A 17,830-nucleotide genomic window follows, 5' to 3' on the forward strand; every position below is an offset into this window, starting at 1 on the left:
TTTAGGCTGGTTTAACAAATTTAAGTTGGATTTTTAGTCGCGGGTAAATCCAGTTGCACCCGTACGAGCGATATTGCGAATACCGTATGGTCGAATGACTCGCAATAGAGCTTCACTCTTTTCAGCATTTCCTGTCATTTGAATAGTAATCGAGCTTGGCGCTACGTCTACCACCGTTGCACGGAAAGGTTGAATAATAGCTAGAATCTCAGCTCGCTTCTCAGCTGGCGCTGCCATCTTAACCAAAATCACCTCGCGCTCCAAATGAGGCTTGTCTGTAATATCTCGAATGCGAATCACATCAATCTGACGATTAAGTTGCTTAATGATTTGCTCCACCTCATCATGTGAAGCAACATCAATAATAATGGTGATACGCGATACATTCGGATCTTCTGTTGCTCCAACAGAGATACTTTCGATATTAACCTGACGACGAGACAGAACGCCAGTAAAGCGATTGAGGACTCCTGAACGATTTTGTAGTTTTGCTGTTAACATTCTACGCATGGAACTTCACCCCTAACATCTCATGATTACTCTTACCAGCTGGTACCATTGGTAACACCTGTTCCTTACGAGAAATATCTACCTCGATTAGCATAGGAACATCCTCAGTGATGACTTCAAGGTCTTGATCCAAGGTCTCAGGATTGTCAAACTTATAGTTTTTAATACCGTAAGCTTGTGCCATCAATTGGAAATCAGGAAGAGTATCAAAGACCGACTCAGATGTTCTACCTTCATAGAAGGATTCTTGCCACTGGCGGACCATTCCAAGTGAGTGGTTGTTCAGCATAACCACCTTGATTGGCACCTTGTAAATGTTCAAAATAGCCAATTCCTGGTTAGTCATTTGGAAACCGCCATCCCCAACAAACAAGACTACTTCCTTATCTGGGTTAGCAATTTTAGCTCCAATTGCTGCTGGAATTCCAAATCCCATCGTTCCCAAACCACCTGAAGTCACTAACTGACGTTCGTTTTGGTAGGGATAATACTGAGCTGTCCACATTTGGTGTTGACCAACGTCTGTTACCACAATGGCATCTCCATTCGTCAATTCACCAATTCGTTCAATAACAGCTTGCGGCTGAACCACACGCTCTTTCTTATCATAAGAACGAACGCGGTTCTTGTCTTTAGTAACTTTTTCAATCCATTTTTCAGTATTGTTATGAACTGTTGGTTCTGCTAGCAACATTTGCAAGGCTTTCTTAGCATCTCCAACTACAGGAATATCTGCACTGATAATCTTGCCAATCTCGGCTGGGTCAATATCAATGTGGGCAACCTTAGCATTCTTAGCGAAGGTCTTAGGATTCCCCGTCAAGCGGTCATCGAAACGGCAACCAATACTAATCATAAAGTCCGCTTCCGTCATGGCAATATTAGCTGCGAATGACCCGTGCATGCCTCCCATTCCAAGGAAGAGTGGATGACTCGTTGCAATCGTTCCTTGTCCCAAAAGACTGGTGACCACTGGAATCTGATAGCGTTCTGCAAATTCGTTTAATTCTGCAGCTGCTTCAGCATAACTAATCCCCCCACCAGCTAACAAGACTGGCTTTTTAGCCTTGGATAATTGCTTCAAGATTTTCTTGATTTGCATATCATTTGGCTCAAGAGTTGGCTGATAGCTTGGTAGGTTCACTTCTGGTGAATAGATGAAGTCCGTTTCTAAAGCAGATACGTCTTTAGGTAGGTCAATTACTACTGGCCCTGGTCGACCTGTAGTTGCGATATGGACAGCTTCCGTAATGATACGCGGAATATCTGCCGTCTCACGAACTTGGTAATTGTACTTAGTGATTGGCATGGTAATTCCCACGATATCTGCCTCCTGAAAGGCATCTTTCCCAATCCCTGCCCGCGCCACCTGACCTGTAAAGACCAAAAGGGGAACGCTATCGCTCATGGCATCTGCAATCCCTGTAATGGCATTTGTTGCTCCCGGTCCGCTAGTGACGACGGCAACACCCAACTTTCCAGTTGATTTGGCATAACCTTCAGCTTCATGCAGACAACCTTGCTCATGGCGTCCTAGAATGTGGCGAATGCCTTTAAAATTATATATCGCATCATAAAAAGGCAAGACCGCACCACCAGGATAACCAAAGATGGTATCAATTCCTAAATCACGAAGTGTTTCCAAAACTAGGTCCGACCCCGTCTTAGGAGATTCTAAACTGATTTTCTCCATTGTTCCCCTTTCTTTCCTCTTAAAAATAACTTGTTACTATCATACCACTTTTTCAAAATTTTTCAAGACAAAAGAAGAAATTTTCTGAATTTTCTATTTTAACGTTTATTTATGAATGTTATTTTGGTTTTTATTTAAAAGATACCGATTTCATTGTTTAAAAAGAAAAAAGAACTGATTTCTCAGTCCTTCATTAATCTTATTCCACACTAAATAGGTATGGGTAAACAGGTTGTTGACCTTGGTGAATCTCGACTTCAACGTCTTCGAATTCTTCTGCGATTTCTTGAGCAATTTCATTGGCAAGTTCTTCGCTTCCGTCTTCACCGACATAGAAGGTTACGATTTCACTATCTTCATCCAACATATGTTTCAAGGTTTCTGTCAAGGTTTGATGCATATCAGGGTTTGACACGAGGATTTTCCCATCCACCATACCAAGATTATCGTTTTCATGGATTTCTAAACCATCAATGGTTGTATCACGCACAGCTGTTGTGACGCTTCCGCTAACGACATCGCTAAGAGCAGCAGTCATACGCTCTTGGTTTTCTTCGATGGACTTGCTTGGATCAAAGGCGAGAAGACTTGTCAAACCTTGTGGCAAAGTACGAGCTTCCACCACTACTGCTGGTTGCTCCAAAACTTCTGCTGCAGATTGAGCTGCCATAAAGATATTTTTGTTGTTTGGCAGGAAGATAATGTTACGAGCGTTGACCTGTTCAACAGCCTTGATAAAGTCTTCTGTTGAAGGGTTCATAGTTTGACCGCCTTCGATAACATAATCCACACCTTGAGAACGGAAGATATCTGCTAGACCTTTACCAGCCACCACAGCAATCAAAGCATATTCTTTTTCTTCAGCTGGTTTGCTAACTTGAGCAGCTTCTTTCTCAACCTGTGCTTCGTGTTGGTTACGCATATTGTCAACTTTTACCTTGATCAAGCTACCATATTTAAGACCTTCTTGCATAACAAGTCCTGGATCTTCTGTATGGACATGGACTTTAACAATTTCATCATCGTTAACAACGAGGAGAGAGTCTCCAAGCTCATTCAAGTAGTTACGGAATTCGTCGTATTCAAAATCTTTGGCATAAGTTGGACCTTGCTTGAGAGCTACCATGATTTCAGTACAGTAACCAAACGTGATGTCCTCAGTCGCTACATGACCAGCCACAGACTTATGATGCTCTGCATTGATCATCTCACTCATGTTAGCAGGTGTCGCTACAAAGTCCTCAGATGCAATATATTCACCAGTAAGAGCTGAAAGGAAACCTTCATAGATGAAGACTAGTCCTTGACCACCTGAATCTACAACGCCAACTTCTTTCAATACTGGAAGCATGTCTGGTGTTTTAGCTAGGGCTGTTTTAGCACCTTCCAAGGCTGCGCGCATGACTTCAACAGCGTCATCTGTTTGCTCAGCTTTTTTCTTAGCACCGATAGCAGCCCCACGAGAAACTGTCAAAATCGTTCCTTCAACTGGTTTCATAACTGCCTTATAGGCAACTTCCACACCTGATTGGAAGGCAAGGGCCAAGTCTTGACCTGTTAACTCGTCTTTATCCTTGATAGCTTGTGAAAATCCACGGAAAAGCTGAGAGGTAATAACACCTGAGTTCCCACGCGCACCCATCAAAAGACCTTTGGCAAGAATGCTCGCTACCTCGCCAACTGTAGAAGCTGGCTTGTCTGCAACTTCTTTAGCACCATTTTCAATGGTCATTCCCATGTTTGTTCCAGTATCTCCATCTGGAACTGGGAAGACGTTTAATGAATTGACATATTCAGCTTGCTTATTCAAGCGAGTTGATGCAGCTTGCACCATTTCTTGAAATAAGCTAGTAGTAATTTTTGACACGGTTATTCTCCTACAACTTTGATATTTTGAATGTAGACATTTACAGTCTGAGCAGTAATTCCAAGCTGGTTTTCCAAGCTAAAACGAACACGCTCTTGAATGTTTTTTGACACTTCGCTAATCTTTGTTCCGTAGCTCAACACGGTATATACATCAACTGCAATACTGCCATCTTCGGCCGCCTTTACGACAACACCTTTGGAATAATTTTCCTTACCTAGAAGGGCTTGGAAATTATCTTTGAGGGCATTTTTACTAGCCATACCGACCACACCAAAAATCTCAGTTGTTGCACCGCCTACGATAGTTGCAATCACTTCATCTGTTAGTTCGATTTGACCATCTTTTGTATTAATTTTTACAGTCATCCTTTTTACCTCAACTAGTTGATACTCTATTTTATCATATTTCAGCCCAAGTGTAAAAGCAGAATACTGTCTCAGCGGATATTTACTCTATTGTTCAAATGATGTTATACCCGTAATAAAAGAAAAAAGACCCTAAGGTCTTCTTTACTTTTATTATTAAACGCGTTCAACTTTACCTGATTTCAAAGCACGAGCTGAAGCCCAAACTTTTTTAGGTTTACCATCGATAAGAACAGTAACTTTTTGAAGGTTTGGTTTTACGGCACGTTTTGTTTGGTTCATCGCGTGTGAACGGTTGTTTCCTGATACAGTCTTACGACCTGTAAAGTAACATACTTTAGCCATTGTGTTTTCCTCCTATTAGATCTAATATAGCGGATGTGCTAGCACCACATACCGTACTATGTTATCACACTTTCTTCATTTTTGCAAGGGAATTGGAAGATTTTTTTATTTAACGTAGACAATTCCCAACTTTCCAAAAGCCACATCCCCACGGATAATCAAGGTTTTGCTGGTTGGGGCTAGAGAAGTATCTGCCTTGGCTACACCACAGAAAGTTTCCACCTTTAAATCAACTCTCCAATGTTGAGGAACATAGATAACTGCATTGCCAAAACCAACTTCCACTTTCAGTGTTGCGCTATCACCTAACATCTCTGCATTGTCATAATATATCTTGGCATTCCCAAAACCAACTTCAACTTGGTCTTCTACCAATTCTTGCTCTTGCTTGTAGAAAGTCCCAGTCCCAAAAGCAACTTCCTTATCTATAAGAATGTTTTTTTCACCATCATGCCACCATTTTTTCCCATTCCAAGTTCTGTTAGAATGAGTGAGCATGTTTACTCCTAGAACAATTAGAACTCCTGCCCAGATTAGTGTCTGGTTTGGAATTGGTAAAATGCCATAAAAGTGGTTGGCAATCATTAAGGCCACTAGGGCTGTAAAAGAGGCTGAAGTTAAGTGACGACGCAACAAAGCTCCAACTGATTGATAGGCAAAAAAGGCAATACCAATCAAGGGCCAAATTTGCCCACCAAATGAAGGGCTTCCAAAATTGCCCTGCAATAATACTAAAGCCGCCAATACTAGCAACACAATACCAAATGCTTTCTTTTTCATCTTGTTACCTCATGTTTCTTAGATTTTCTTTTAGGAGGGATTGGTAATGCCGTGAGACATGAACCTCCTTGTGGGTCTGATAAAAGGAAATGGTCCCCGTTCCCGAAAAGGACTTATCCACCGAATAGACTTGCCGAATATTAGCAATAGTTGACTTGGATACTCGACTGAAATAGCGAGGAAGAATAGCCTCTAACTCATAGAGTTTAAGCCGAACCTCGTAGGCATCTTTCTGGGTATGGGCATAAATCTTGCTACCTTCCGTCTCAAAGAAGAGAATTTCCGATAAGTCCAGATAATATTCACCTGTTCCCTTGTAAAAAATCAACCTCGGAGACTTGGACTCTTGCAAGAGGCGCTGTAAATCCGCAATCTCATCTGTCAAAGCCGTTGCCTTGATGACAATTTCAGTTTCCTCTAAATTGCTGTCAATTTCAATTCGTAACTTCATTACATCTCCTTTCTGACTCTACTATATCAAAGCCAAAATAAGAAAACAAGAGCAAAAAGCAAGTGGTTACTTTAACCCCGTAAGTGGTTGTAAGACCAACTTAACTTACAGGTCAACATAGAAAGAAAATCACACCCCACGCAAGACCACAAATATAACCAACCACTACATCCTTGGGATAATGCACGCCACCTGAGACTCTCACGAGACCGAGGAGGGCTGACAAGACCAACAAGATAACCCCTACAGATAAACTAGCATGCAAGCAAGTCATGGAGATAATGGTTGCTGAAAAGACATGACGACTGGGCATAGATTTACCAGGACTATCTCTGTCTAGTAGCGGGACAATTTCCCAAACTTCATAAGGCCTAGGGGCATTGATTTTCTTACGAAGAAAGGACAAAATCACAAAACCTGATGCAGGGATAAACAAATAGATTCCGACCTGTTTCCCAAGTCCTTGTTGGAGATAGATAGTTGCTAACAAGGTTAGATAAATTATAGGCATAACTACCGTCATGAAGCGATTGAAAGTTCTTAACAAGCTCAGAAGAAAGGGCCTATTTTCAATGTTAGCAGCAATGTAGTCATACCATTCTTGATAATTTTTCATATATTTTCTCATCACTTACTCAAATTTTGCTTACAGGGAAGCACTTGTCTTCTAGTATAGTGCAGAAAAAGAAGGCCGTCAAGCCTTCTTTCGATTTATTCTTCTGCTTCGTCTTCTGTAAACTGACTGTTGTAGAGGTCAGCGTAGAAGCCTGCTTGCGCCATTAGCTCCTCATGATTTCCTTGCTCGATGATATTGCCATCTTTCATAACCAGAATAAGATCAGCATTTCGGATAGTAGACAAGCGGTGGGCGATGACAAAGGAAGTTCTGCCCTCCATCAATCGGTCCATAGCTTTCTGGATTAATTCCTCTGTACGGGTATCAACCGAAGAGGTCGCCTCATCTAGGATCAGGAGTGGCGCATCTTTCAGCAAAGCGCGAGCAATGGTCAAGAGTTGTTTTTGCCCGACAGACAAGGTCACTGTATCATCTAAGACGGTATCGTAACCATCTGGTAGGGTCATGATAAAGTGGTGAACCCCCACAGCCTTGCTGGCTTCAATCACACGCTCATCACTAATACTTGTTTGGTTATAGATAAGATTGTCGCGAATAGTACCTTCAAAGAGCCAAGTATCCTGCAAGACCATTGAAAAGACATCGTGTACTTCCGAACGCTTCATATCCTTTGTATCTACACCATCGATGCGGATACTTCCCTTATCAATCTCATAGAACTTCATCAAAAGATTGACAATAGTTGTCTTACCAGCCCCAGTCGGTCCGACAATGGCAACCTTTTGACCTGCATGAGCCGTCGCAGAAAAGTCATGGATAATGGTTCGCTCTGGTGTATAACCAAAAGAAACTCGATCAAAGACCACTTGACCTTTCATATCGCTCAATTGTCTTTCTTTATGGGATTCGTCTTCCATTTCCTCTTCAGCCAGGAATTCGAAGACACGTCCCATGGCTGCACTAGCCTGCTGAAGACTGGTAATCCCTTGGGCGATTTGTGAAAGAGGTTGAGAAAAGATACGAACATAGGCCATAAAGGCAACAATAATCCCGATACTAATCTGCCCATTCAGAGCCAAGGCTGCACCAACAATAATCACCAAGGCATAGCTAAAGTTCCCAATAAACATCATAATCGGCATCATAATCCCTGAAATAAACTGAGATTTCCAGATACTATCATACAGACGATTGTTTAATTTCGCAAACTCTTCTTTCGTACTCTCGATAGCATTGTAACTGGTCACCACATTATGGCCAGAGTACATTTCCTCCACATAGCCATTGACAGCTGCCAAATCCTGTTGCTGACTCTTAAAGAAGCCCTGGGATTTGCCCATAAAGACAGACACGAAAGCAAAACCGATAAGGGTTGACACAACCGTCACCAAGGCTAAAATCCAGTTCATCCCAAACATGGTTACCAAGACTGCTAAGACCAGTAAACTAGATGAAAGAACTGTTCCCAGACTTTGATTAAGGGACTGGGCTGCAGTGTCAACGTCATTGGTTACACGAGACAAAGTATCCCCCTGAGAGTGTCCATCAAAATATCCTAATGGTAGGCTATTGATTTTCTCTGCAATAGCTCTTCTCAAACGCTCTGAAAAACGTTGAATAGCTGTTGTAAACAGAAAGGCCTGTAAATAATTTGATAGAAGTCCGATCACATAAATCACGGCCAAAAAACCACCAATAGCTGCAACCGCCGCGACATCCACACTTGTTTCCAGACCACTGGCAATAATATTAGTCATTTCCTTGATGCGGGTTGGACCATATACAGTAATGATATTGGATACGATTGTTGCTAGAAAGGCTATCAGAAGGGCAAACTGGAGGCCTGCAAGATAGGGTTTACTATGTTTCCAAAGAGACATTTTCTTATTTTCCATGTTCCAATTCCTCCTTCGATAGTTGTGAATAGGCAATTTCTTGGTAAACTTCGTTATTAGCTAGAAGTTCCTTGTGGGTGCCTTGCCCCACGACTTTCCCTTGATCCAAGACCAAAATCAAATCTGCATCCATAATCGTTGAAATACGCTGTGCAACGATAAGCTTGGTCATAGACTTGGTTTTCTCTGCTAGCTCTTGGCGTAGGACACGGTCTGTCTTGTAGTCCAAGGCTGAGAAGGAGTCATCAAAGATGAGGATTTCTGGCTTCCGAGCCAAGGCACGCGCAATTGCTAGACGCTGTCTTTGACCACCTGAGAAGTTAGTTCCTCCTTGGGCCACTTCTGACGCTAAGCCCGCTTCCTTGTCTTCGATAAAGTTCTTAGACTGGGCCAATTCCAAGGCTTGCCACATAGCTTGTTCATTAAGCGGTGTTTCTTGACTCTGTCCAAAGTCTAGATTGCCCTTGACATCACCTGAAAAGAGTACAGCTTTTTGTGGAATATACCCAACCTTGTTGCGCAAATCTTCCAAACCGTAATTTTGAACATTAACTCCGTCCACTAGAATTTCTCCTGCTGATACGTCATAAAAACGTGGAATCAGATTAACCAGAGTTGATTTACCAGAACCCGTTGAGCCGATAAAGGCCACTGTTTGACCAGCTTCTGCTTTAAAGCTAACATGCTCGATAACTGCCTCCGAATTTGCCGCATAGCGGAAAGTCACATCCTTAAATTCGACCTGACCTTTGAGATTTTCATCAGCCAACTGCACTTGAGCAGGATTTTGGATAGAAGAATGCAAATCTAGAACCTGATTAATCCGTTTGGCAGAGACCATGGTTCGAGGAAGAACGATGAAGAGAGCCCCCATGAGAAGGAAGCCCATAACAACCTGCATGGCATAAGACATGAAAACAACCATGTCACTAAAGAGAGGCAGACGAGCTGTCGGAGCAGCATCGTTAATCACATAGGCACCAATCCAGTAAATCGCCACACTCAAACCACTTGAAATCCCCATCATGATGGGATTCAAAATGGCCATTAGACGGTTTACAAACAAATTCAAACGGGTCAATTCATCATTTGCTGCTGCAAATTTTTCATCTTGGTACTTTTCAGCATTGTAGGCACGAACGACACGAATACCTGTTAAACTCTCACGAGTGATACTGTTCAGTTTATCTGTCAACCCCTGAATCAAGGACTGTTTTGGAAAGGCTAGCGTCATCAAAACAGTCGTCATCAGAACGTTGACAATCACTGCCACAAGTACGGCCCAGAGCCAGTATTCTGAATGGCCTAAAATCTTCCCGATAGCCCAGATAGCCATAATCGGACCACGCGTAACTACTTGCAAGCCCATGGTAATCAACATTTGAACTTGAGTAATATCATTGGTGGTACGCGTCAAGAGACTAGGAATAGAGAATTTCTTAATCTCTGGCTGTGAGTAATCCAAAACTCGGTTAAAAATATCACTTCTCAGTCTACTAGTATAAGAAGCCGCCACTCGGGATGCAAAAAATCCAACTGCAACTACGGACAAGAAGGCAAGAAAGGACATTCCCACCATCATACTTGCCGGCTGCCACAACTCATCTAAATTAGTTCCTTGACTACCTAGCAAATCCGTAATTTTAGAGATATAGGTCGGCACTTCCAACTCTAGATAGACCGAAAAGCAAGTAAAAAGAATGGCTAGTAAAATCATCCCCCATTCTTTTCTACTAATTCGTTTGGCTAATTTCTTCATTCTCTCCTCCTATTCCCTTGATATTTTCCTGTAGTTGACCGAGAACTTTCTCAAAAATCAGTAATTCATCTTCATCAATGCCTTCCATCAACTGCTTGTCTATGCGTTCAAAAAAAGCCTTAACCTGCTTCATTTGAGAACGCGATTTGTCTGTCAGACGAACAAACTTAGCCCGCTTATCGCTAGGACTCGCCTCCAATTCCACCAAACCATTTTGTACCATACGCTTGACCAAATTACTAGCAACAGACTTGGTAATATTGAGTTCCTGCTCGATATCTTTAATCAAGACCAAGTCTTGGTTTTTCTCACGATTATCCAAAAAACGCACAACCTGACCTTGAGGCCCACCCATAAATTCAATACCACAACGTTTGGCTTCCTTTTGCACCATGAGGTGAATCTGATGACCAAAACGCTTAAAGACTAACATCGGTTTATCCATACTAACTCCTTTCTAACTAACACATTTAGTTCTCCTAGGAACTAAATGAGTTTCCATGAGAACTATTTTATCATTTTCAGAAAAGATGTCAAGAAAAAAGTTTCCAAGAGAACTATCTTCTTGATCAAAAAAATCCCAAGTGAGCTTATCACTTAGGATCATGTTCTCTAGGTTAAATTAGAATCCGTCTACTTTTACAAATACCTTTACATTGTTTTGCTATATCTTACAATACCTTTTAAAACAGCTATATTTTGAGCTTTTAAATAAATGTTTTTACATCATTTTACAGAGGTTTACGACACTTTTGCCCCTTTTTTGCCCCTTGTAAAACACAAAACCGCAAGCCTGAGCCTGCGGTCTAGTGTACAATATTTTTGATTTTATACAGGTTTTTCAGTGAGTTTGTTAAGAAAGTAATTCGTTAACTCTATCTTGCACTGCTTGTGCGTCGTATCCCGCTCTTGTTAAGCTATCATAACGCTCTTGACCGTTACCCCAAAGGCCTTGAATGACCTCGTTTGCTACGGTATTAAGATCCACGGTGTCTTCGCCACCTAAAAGACTATTCACTTTATCTTGTACAGCTTGAGCGTCGTAACCGGCATTTTCTAGTTTATCGAAACGTTCTTGACCGTTACCCCACAAGCCTTGTAGCACTTCATTTGCTATAGTATCCAAGTCTTTACTAGTGTTTCCAGCATTTAAGAGGTCATTTACCTTAGCTTGCACGGCTTGAGCATTATATCCCGCATTTAATAGGTTGTCGAAACGCTCTTGTCCATTACCCCAAAGGCCTTGAATGACTTCACTGGCTACAGTATTAAGGCTTTTTAGAGCGTTTTTACTGGTTACATTATCCTCCTCGGCATCATCTAACAATACAATATTCTTGTCAAACGGATTTGAAGAATATTGCCACCAGCGGATCCCGTCCATAGATGGGAAATATTCAAAGTCAGCTGTACCATCATTCAAACCATAGCCTGCAATCCAAAGGCTAGTTGGAAATTTCGCAAGAATCTGCTCATAATAGATATTATTGAGCGTGAATGGCTTGTAGCTGTAATAGATTGGCTCATAGCCATTTTCTTTGAGGATTTCCATAAAGCGAATACATGCATCTGTATTTGCCTGTTTATCTCCGCTAGCGTGATCTTCGTAATCAAGACACAAGTATTTTACTTTTTGAGGTACATTATCAAGGAAGTAGCGTGCCTCTCGTTCAGCTTCTTCGATATCACCTCCAAACCATGCGAAATGATAAAATCCAACAGGATTGGATTGCTCAACTTGTGCGGATAAGCAAGGGTTGATATAGCTTGTACTTTCAGAAATTTTGATAATAGTATTCTGTGTACCCATGTCAGACAAAATACCTGTAATATCGTATCCATTGTGGCTAGATACGTCGATGAATAAGTCGTTTTTCTTCATTGTTTTCTCCTAATCTTCGCTTGGTTCTTTATAGTCAAGAGCACGTTTGCTATCAGAGATTCCTGATGTTGTTGGGTCTGGAATGATATTTAGAATATTTACAATCGTCAAACCAACAAGATAAGGGTTTGAGAAAAATTTTCCTAGCAAGTCAAAGATAACTCCCCAACTAACCAAATCTTCCATTTTGAGATTGAAATAGGCGAGAATTGGCAAAGCTATTGCGAATGCCACTCGCGATAAGAATGTTTTATTTTTAAAGTTAAATCGTACTTTCCAGTTAATCATGTTTATTCTCCTTTATTTTTATCTTCGTCTTTTTCAAGTAAGCGCTGAAACGCTTTTAAAATCGGCTGAAAAAGAGTGACATTTCCTTTTAATTTGCGGTAATTTTCAATGAGTGATTGAAAAGTAAATGCGATGTACCCGAGATAGATTGAGTACAAGAATGCAAAACCTGTCTTTTCAGGCAACAAAACAGACATCGGAATGAGAATCATCAGCAAGAGAACCCCTAAAATTTTGCGAAGTAGCCCATTGATGCCGATTTTGCTCTTGTACTCAATATCAGGATTGACAATAGCAGCAATAGTTCCTGTCACAAAATCAATAATTTCCATTGAAACAATTAGCGCTAGAGCATACAATACCAAACCATCTTCTGTTTGGATAAGGCTTCTAAAAAAATTGAAAAATTCAATATGCATATCCACCTACTACTCTTTATGTTCATCTGTTTCTAACTCTGCCAAAATAGCATCTTCAATCTTATAGCGCATTTCTCGCAACTCTTGTTCATGTTTACGCATGCTACTACGATTTTTAGCGTACAAATCCGGGTCATGCAGTGTTTCAGATGTTGTTGAAACAGCTTCATTGTCTGTGTTGACTACAGTAGTTTTGACCAATTTTTGTTGGTCGCCATCTTGTGCGAAAAATTCAGCTACTAGCTGACGTGTTTTAGTGACTTTTAGCATTGTCATTTCCTCCTTTATAAATTAATTATCCGTTAATAATTAGGGATTTTTTACGATTGTTATATTTTAAATGATACGTTATCAAAGTTGAGCCATGTAGCGTCAACGTTCTTTCTTACAACTATTTCTCCCGATGTTAAAATGCATAAAACCGCGACTGTAAAATCATCGTTGAGCGCAAAAACGTAAGTTGAATGTAACGGTCTAAATCCAGTTGGTAATTGAGCTATAACTGTCCCGTAAGATGTCTTTCCTTTCGTCGCAACTCCACGCAAGTACACCACTCCATCGAACGACTTTGAATATTGTACATCATTGTACTGCTGATGATGTTGCCACCCATTTTGTAGAGTTATGTTTCGCCAAGAAGTCGGATCGCTTTCTGATTTTAGCAGAGCTACATAATCAGAATTGTTAGTGGATTTTGATTGTTGCACTAGGTAGCGCCATGGCCTCCAGTTGTTATCAAAACCATTCTCCCTAACTGCCATATATCCTAAAGATGTTGTGAAGCGTTGGATACATTCCTGAGAGTTAGGGTTAGGTCTGAAGACCTCCAACATCCCCCAAGCCCCAAATGGATTATTTTGAGAGTTTCCGTCTATCCACCAAAAGCCAGTATTTTTCATGGAATTAAAATCCTGTTTGATGATCTTCCCACATCCATTATTGTCAGTGATTTGATACTGTTGGATAGGCTGATTATTAGCGTAGATGTCACCCTTAACATCAAGAGCGCCTTGCTCACGAATTTTATTGACGCCCACGCCAGAGCGGTCATAAGACAAAACCACGCTCTCTGTGGCCACATTGACCATGAAATCAGTCCGTGTGAATTTGTCCTCAAGCGTGCCGATCACAACCCAGGACTGATTTGCTAGATAGTTCCCAGCAAGGTTAGCTTGTGAATTGACTAGACTTGAGATACTTGTCCATGCTCCAGTAGCTTGTCCTGTATCCGCTTGAAAATTAGTAGTACCTAACCGAGCAACCTTGAATGTCAATCTCATTGAGTTTTTTTGACTTCCTGCCACTGTCAGAGGGGCGATTTTGGCATTTCTTGTAGCTGTTAGGGTGCTAGATGTTGAGCCTGTTCTTGCTATGCCAAAACTCAAAGCAGGAGCAAAATACTCAAGCACTGTTACAGATACCTCTCTAGTATCTGACCATCTGCCACGGCTATCAGAGACTCTTGCTCTGATTTTGATAGCTCCGTGGTAGTTCATAATGCCAAGACTGCCACCGTTTGAGCTTGTGGATTGGTTCTTGCCGACAATCTCAGCATAGTATCCAGTGATGGATGAGCCGTAAGAACCAACTGCACCATTAAACGCTACTTTGATGTTAGAGATTACCTGAATGAACATGTTACCGCTTGGGATAAGGTTCTGTGCTGCAGAGTTCAAATCTGACAATGTGATACCTGAAAATGTAGGCTTGAGATTATCTGGCACGCTTGCCGTGAATGTGGCTGACTGTGTGCCTGTCTTGGTAGAGCCTGAATACGTATCAACGTAGATAGTCCCTGTCCCACTCGCTGAGTTGGGGATGTCGTTTGCGAAGTCAAGAGGGATCATCCACGCTGTGGATGTGTCTACATTCGTCGCAATCGTTCCACTCTTACCAGCCCAGGCATAGCGCACTGTATGCTTAAAACTGGAACTTTGACGGTTAATGTTGATAGTAACCGCATTGCCAATGACCCCAGTGCTCACGCTCACAGAGCTAGATCTTGGGATTGTTGTCAAAGTAAACGAGTTACCATCAATATTTAGATCACCAGGAGACCATCCACCACTCCCTGAAAAGCTAGCGGACAAATTAAATGTCTTGGTTCCGTCTGCGTTATGGCCGACTGTGACAGTTCGGTCAATTAGCATGATTACCTGATTTTGACTAAGCATTGATGGACGTCCTGACCAGTTGATAATCTGTCCATCAATAGTCACCGAAGCAGTACAGTTGTATTCTGCGAAAGTCGTAAAAGTATTTAACAAGGCAAGTCTAACCCTGACTTGACTGCTATTGTCTTCAATGCTCTGCGAGGTTTGATCTATCCACAATCTTATACGATAACCTCTATTAGTATTTGACCAAAAATCAGCCATTAAGCACCTCCTGCATATCTAATTACGTTCATATCTGGGTTAATGTGATACTGCTCTTCTCTAAAGCGTCCTATCTGGATACTTTTAGAGAAAATACCGTTCTCGATGTGGATTACACCTTGAGAAATATACATAACCTCGACACCAGCGCTAAACATTGAGATACGGCCGTTAGGATTGAACATCATGCTAGAGCTACCGTCATTCTTACCAATCACAAGCCCCTCATTTGAGGAACTCATATAGGTATCAATGAAATTCCAGCGGTCAGACAATTCTCCCAAATCTTTGGCAATGTTTGAAACACGCTGACTAGCTGAAATCAAATCTTTCTCAGCCTGCGCTCTTGCGGTTTCATTCGCATTGACAAAGTCCTTATAAGCCTTTATCCAATTATCAAGTGTGTCAGCGCTAGCTTTAGCCTCAAGCTCAGCCTGGATAATTCCAGCTTTCTCATTGAGCGTATTGATTTGTTCCTGAGTCAGCCCTTGATCAGCTTTAGAGTCAATGTCTCTCTGAATATCTTCAGGAGATGGAGACCAGTCGGTAGGTACATTGCCTATCTCTAATTTAATTTTAGCGTCTTCGTAAGTTCTAGCAGATAGTCTAATAAATTTAGCAGTAGCTGGTACTGTAATATTATTGACTATATGCCACTTTTGAGCACGAACAGTATAACTGTCCTTACCTGTAAGTCGAGTTCCGATAGGTGATTTATTAGCATCGTAAAATTGCCAAACATGCCAAGGCATTCCTCCGTTAGGTGTAGTTACCCAAAGCTGATAGATGAGATTGGATGTTCCATTGATGTCAATAAAATCTGACGTCCTTTCTTTATTTACAGAATTAGCTGGAGAAATGATCCCAGCATTTGCTAAATACCCAGCAACTGAAGTATCTCGGACAAACCTGTTCTGTGAACCAACCTCAACTTTAGCCCAACGATCAGCCCATTTGTACTTCGTTTTATCTGAGCTATCAAGCTTCTCATAATCTGAATAATGACCAAAATAGCGCTGCCCATTATCTGTCATTGTCAAACCAGAACCATCCGCATTGTCAGAGTACGCAAAGTGAACATAAGGTGTTCTTCCATCTGCTCCAGCTTTACCTGGTAGTCCATCTGATACATTTACTAGAGAAATTTCATCTACTGCGACTTCTTCATTATCAATGTAAGCTGCAACCGTCAAAGTAACTGCAGTAGTAACATCTCGACCTCTTACTGTATAGGTCATACCAGTAGTGATGTTGCCATTCAAGCTCCATCTCCAGCTCACGCCAGCGGTTATTAATTTCCCACCCTTATATAGTGTAGGAGTGATAACACTTTCTCCAGTTTGATTTTTAAAGATGATGCCGTTATTAGTGGATAACTTGACAATATAAGGTTTAGATTGTTCAAATAAGCGCTCAAGTACCTCTTGTATGCCGTCTGATAACTGATTTTCAAGCGCTTTAAAATTTGAAAAGATTGTTTTGTTGCTTGCTGGGTTTGAAAAACTGATTTTTTGTTCAGAAACACGGGCTTGAACTATCAATAGTGGGTTGAATCCCTCATCATGAATTTTGACTGTATCGCCGATTTCAACATCGACAAAGCCATCGACTTCATAAGTGATTGCTGGATAACAATGTTTTTTTAGTTCATTATATGCTAGACGTCGCAATTCTTTTGGATCGTCGGTATCGTAACTAAAATCTTTTCTTGTGTACTGGTCTAGAATACCTGTTGAGTGCGTGAATGTTGATGGATATAGCTGCATAGAGATAGGTGCAACAAGGTGAGCCCCTAATTGATAAAATTCACAAATTCCATCCTTGTTGTACTTTTTCCACTCGTCAAGACCACTTATTGTAACAACTTCTTCAACTTCCTCACCTTTATTATTTTTAACTCGTCTTTTTCCTGTTGGTTTGATTGAGTTAAAAATGCCAGTCTTATCAACTTTTCTAGTGATAGAATTGATATTTTTGCCATATTTTAACTGTATATCATTTCTGATACGGCCTACGCCTTGATGATTGTCATCATTTTCATGATAGACATTGATAGAGAATTTCTTAATTGTACTGTCAGCATTTAACTGTGTATCAAATTCAATCTCTGCATCAAATCGTTTGGCTAGGCTTAATAGACGGGCCAGTTTGGTTTCTTGCCCCTCCCATTCCAGAGTACGCTTATAATCTGAAATTTCATTGATGCCGATGGATAGGTGAGTATAGTTTAACAAGCCCATAGCCTCACAATATTCAGCAAAGCTCATAGCCTTTGTAGCCTTGTAAGGGTTGGTTATCTCATTGATAAGCTCAAGATTGAGGTTTTCGCAATAACATTTAATTGTCTGCTCATTTTCTTCAACCTGCATAACGTTGAAAATAAAGCTCTTGTCATGATATTTGAAAGATACCCACGCCCGTTCATTCAGATAAGAATAGGCTTTTTGGGTTGGAGTGTCTGACTTAATAGACTTTTTAAATACAGTGAATTCAAAAGTGGATGATCCTGTTTGTAAACTTCTAGTCCATGTATCGTTGTAAAAGTTAAGTGTGCTTTGCTTGCTGTTATCAACAAAAGCGACTTTTTGTAAGTTTGCATCATGAATTGTTAAAAGCAT

Annotated in this window: 17 protein-coding genes; all 17 read right to left on the reverse strand. The window is 41.0% G+C overall.

The annotated features are described in order from the left end of the window. Positions 1 to 33 precede the first annotated feature (33 nt). Positions 34 to 510: an acetolactate synthase small subunit gene (gene ilvN / locus N8M09_RS05305; RefSeq protein WP_261064294.1), complete on the reverse strand. Its 477-nt coding sequence runs from the start codon at positions 508 to 510 to the stop codon at positions 34 to 36. Beyond that, a complete protein-coding gene (locus N8M09_RS05310; RefSeq protein WP_000411736.1) occupies positions 503 to 2,203 on the reverse strand; it encodes an acetolactate synthase large subunit in 1,701 nt (566 codons plus the stop codon). The genes ilvN and N8M09_RS05310 overlap by 8 nt, the downstream gene beginning before the upstream one ends. 199 nt (positions 2,204 to 2,402) lie before the next feature. Beyond that, positions 2,403 to 4,070 carry a DAK2 domain-containing protein gene (locus N8M09_RS05315; protein WP_261064295.1) on the reverse strand — a complete coding sequence of 556 codons (1,668 nt, stop codon included), beginning with the start codon at positions 4,068 to 4,070 and terminating at the stop codon, positions 2,403 to 2,405. Positions 4,071 to 4,072: 2 nt separating this feature from the next. Continuing rightward, positions 4,073 to 4,438 carry an Asp23/Gls24 family envelope stress response protein gene (locus N8M09_RS05320; protein WP_033680760.1) on the reverse strand — a complete coding sequence of 122 codons (366 nt, stop codon included), beginning with the start codon at positions 4,436 to 4,438 and terminating at the stop codon, positions 4,073 to 4,075. Between the two features lie 156 nt (positions 4,439 to 4,594). Beyond that, entirely contained in the window at positions 4,595 to 4,783 is a 189-nt protein-coding gene (gene rpmB / locus N8M09_RS05325) for a 50S ribosomal protein L28 (protein WP_001140948.1), read from the reverse strand. A gap of 105 nt (positions 4,784 to 4,888) precedes the next feature. Further along, on the reverse strand, positions 4,889 to 5,563 hold the full coding sequence (locus tag N8M09_RS05330; protein ID WP_261064297.1) for a LiaF transmembrane domain-containing protein: 675 nt from the start codon (positions 5,561 to 5,563) through the stop codon (positions 4,889 to 4,891). Positions 5,564 to 5,567: 4 nt separating this feature from the next. Next, entirely contained in the window at positions 5,568 to 6,014 is a 447-nt protein-coding gene (locus N8M09_RS05335) for a LytTR family DNA-binding domain-containing protein (RefSeq protein WP_261064299.1), read from the reverse strand. 112 nt (positions 6,015 to 6,126) lie between these two features. Next, on the reverse strand, positions 6,127 to 6,630 hold the full coding sequence (locus N8M09_RS05340) for a phosphatase PAP2 family protein (protein ID WP_261064300.1): 504 nt from the start codon (positions 6,628 to 6,630) through the stop codon (positions 6,127 to 6,129). 95 nt (positions 6,631 to 6,725) lie between these two features. Then, entirely contained in the window at positions 6,726 to 8,486 is a 1,761-nt protein-coding gene (locus N8M09_RS05345) for an ABC transporter ATP-binding protein (RefSeq protein ID WP_261064302.1), read from the reverse strand. Continuing rightward, complete coding sequence (locus N8M09_RS05350; protein ID WP_261064304.1) at positions 8,476 to 10,245, reverse strand: ABC transporter ATP-binding protein; 1,770 nt, start codon at positions 10,243 to 10,245, stop codon at positions 8,476 to 8,478. Before N8M09_RS05350 ends, N8M09_RS05345 begins: the two co-directional genes overlap by 11 nt. Beyond that, positions 10,220 to 10,690 (reverse strand): MarR family winged helix-turn-helix transcriptional regulator, encoded by a 471-nt coding sequence (locus N8M09_RS05355; RefSeq protein WP_261064306.1) that lies wholly within the window; start codon positions 10,688 to 10,690, stop codon positions 10,220 to 10,222. Before N8M09_RS05355 ends, N8M09_RS05350 begins: the two co-directional genes overlap by 26 nt. 408 nt (positions 10,691 to 11,098) lie before the next feature. After that, complete coding sequence (locus N8M09_RS05360; RefSeq protein WP_261064308.1) at positions 11,099 to 12,127, reverse strand: GH25 family lysozyme; 1,029 nt, start codon at positions 12,125 to 12,127, stop codon at positions 11,099 to 11,101. 9 nt (positions 12,128 to 12,136) lie between these two features. Further along, positions 12,137 to 12,415, reverse strand: a complete 279-nt coding sequence (locus tag N8M09_RS05365) for a phage holin (protein ID WP_261064310.1) — start codon at positions 12,413 to 12,415, stop codon at positions 12,137 to 12,139. 2 nt (positions 12,416 to 12,417) lie between these two features. Then, positions 12,418 to 12,834, reverse strand: coding sequence for a phage holin family protein (locus tag N8M09_RS05370; RefSeq protein WP_261064312.1), 417 nt, complete (start codon positions 12,832 to 12,834; stop codon positions 12,418 to 12,420). 9 nt (positions 12,835 to 12,843) lie between these two features. Then, positions 12,844 to 13,104, reverse strand: coding sequence for a hypothetical protein (locus N8M09_RS05375; RefSeq protein WP_314726054.1), 261 nt, complete (start codon positions 13,102 to 13,104; stop codon positions 12,844 to 12,846). A 59-nt stretch (positions 13,105 to 13,163) separates the two neighbouring features. Next, positions 13,164 to 15,212, reverse strand: a complete 2,049-nt coding sequence (locus N8M09_RS05380) for a DUF859 domain-containing protein (RefSeq protein WP_261064314.1) — start codon at positions 15,210 to 15,212, stop codon at positions 13,164 to 13,166. Further along, positions 15,212 to 17,830, reverse strand: a complete 2,619-nt coding sequence (locus N8M09_RS05385) for a phage tail spike protein (protein WP_261064315.1) — start codon at positions 17,828 to 17,830, stop codon at positions 15,212 to 15,214. The genes N8M09_RS05380 and N8M09_RS05385 overlap by 1 nt, the downstream gene beginning before the upstream one ends.

The organism is Streptococcus mitis, assembly GCF_946190375.1.
GTDB classification, from domain to species: domain Bacteria; phylum Bacillota; class Bacilli; order Lactobacillales; family Streptococcaceae; genus Streptococcus; species Streptococcus mitis_CJ.

What these genes read in the sequence shown, in the direction of transcription:
- N8M09_RS05310 (WP_000411736.1), bottom strand. Translation starts at nt 2,203, where the DNA reads ATGGAGAAAATCAGTTTAGAATCTCCTAAGACGGGGTCGGACCTAGTT.
- N8M09_RS05355 (WP_261064306.1), bottom strand. Translation starts at nt 10,690, where the DNA reads ATGGATAAACCGATGTTAGTCTTTAAGCGTTTTGGTCATCAGATTCAC.
- rpmB (WP_001140948.1), bottom strand. Translation starts at nt 4,783, where the DNA reads ATGGCTAAAGTATGTTACTTTACAGGTCGTAAGACTGTATCAGGAAAC.
- ilvN (WP_261064294.1), bottom strand. Translation starts at nt 510, where the DNA reads ATGCGTAGAATGTTAACAGCAAAACTACAAAATCGTTCAGGAGTCCTC.
- N8M09_RS05385 (WP_261064315.1), bottom strand. Translation starts at nt 17,830, where the DNA reads ATGCTTTTAACAATTCATGATGCAAACTTACAAAAAGTCGCTTTTGTT.
- N8M09_RS05350 (WP_261064304.1), bottom strand. Translation starts at nt 10,245, where the DNA reads ATGAAGAAATTAGCCAAACGAATTAGTAGAAAAGAATGGGGGATGATT.
- N8M09_RS05330 (WP_261064297.1), bottom strand. Translation starts at nt 5,563, where the DNA reads ATGAAAAAGAAAGCATTTGGTATTGTGTTGCTAGTATTGGCGGCTTTA.
- N8M09_RS05320 (WP_033680760.1), bottom strand. Translation starts at nt 4,438, where the DNA reads ATGACTGTAAAAATTAATACAAAAGATGGTCAAATCGAACTAACAGAT.
- N8M09_RS05370 (WP_261064312.1), bottom strand. Translation starts at nt 12,834, where the DNA reads ATGCATATTGAATTTTTCAATTTTTTTAGAAGCCTTATCCAAACAGAA.
- N8M09_RS05375 (WP_314726054.1), bottom strand. Translation starts at nt 13,104, where the DNA reads ATGCTAAAAGTCACTAAAACACGTCAGCTAGTAGCTGAATTTTTCGCA.
- N8M09_RS05360 (WP_261064308.1), bottom strand. Translation starts at nt 12,127, where the DNA reads ATGAAGAAAAACGACTTATTCATCGACGTATCTAGCCACAATGGATAC.
- N8M09_RS05365 (WP_261064310.1), bottom strand. Translation starts at nt 12,415, where the DNA reads ATGATTAACTGGAAAGTACGATTTAACTTTAAAAATAAAACATTCTTA.
- N8M09_RS05335 (WP_261064299.1), bottom strand. Translation starts at nt 6,014, where the DNA reads ATGAAGTTACGAATTGAAATTGACAGCAATTTAGAGGAAACTGAAATT.
- N8M09_RS05340 (WP_261064300.1), bottom strand. Translation starts at nt 6,630, where the DNA reads ATGAAAAATTATCAAGAATGGTATGACTACATTGCTGCTAACATTGAA.
- N8M09_RS05345 (WP_261064302.1), bottom strand. Translation starts at nt 8,486, where the DNA reads ATGGAAAATAAGAAAATGTCTCTTTGGAAACATAGTAAACCCTATCTT.
- N8M09_RS05380 (WP_261064314.1), bottom strand. Translation starts at nt 15,212, where the DNA reads ATGGCTGATTTTTGGTCAAATACTAATAGAGGTTATCGTATAAGATTG.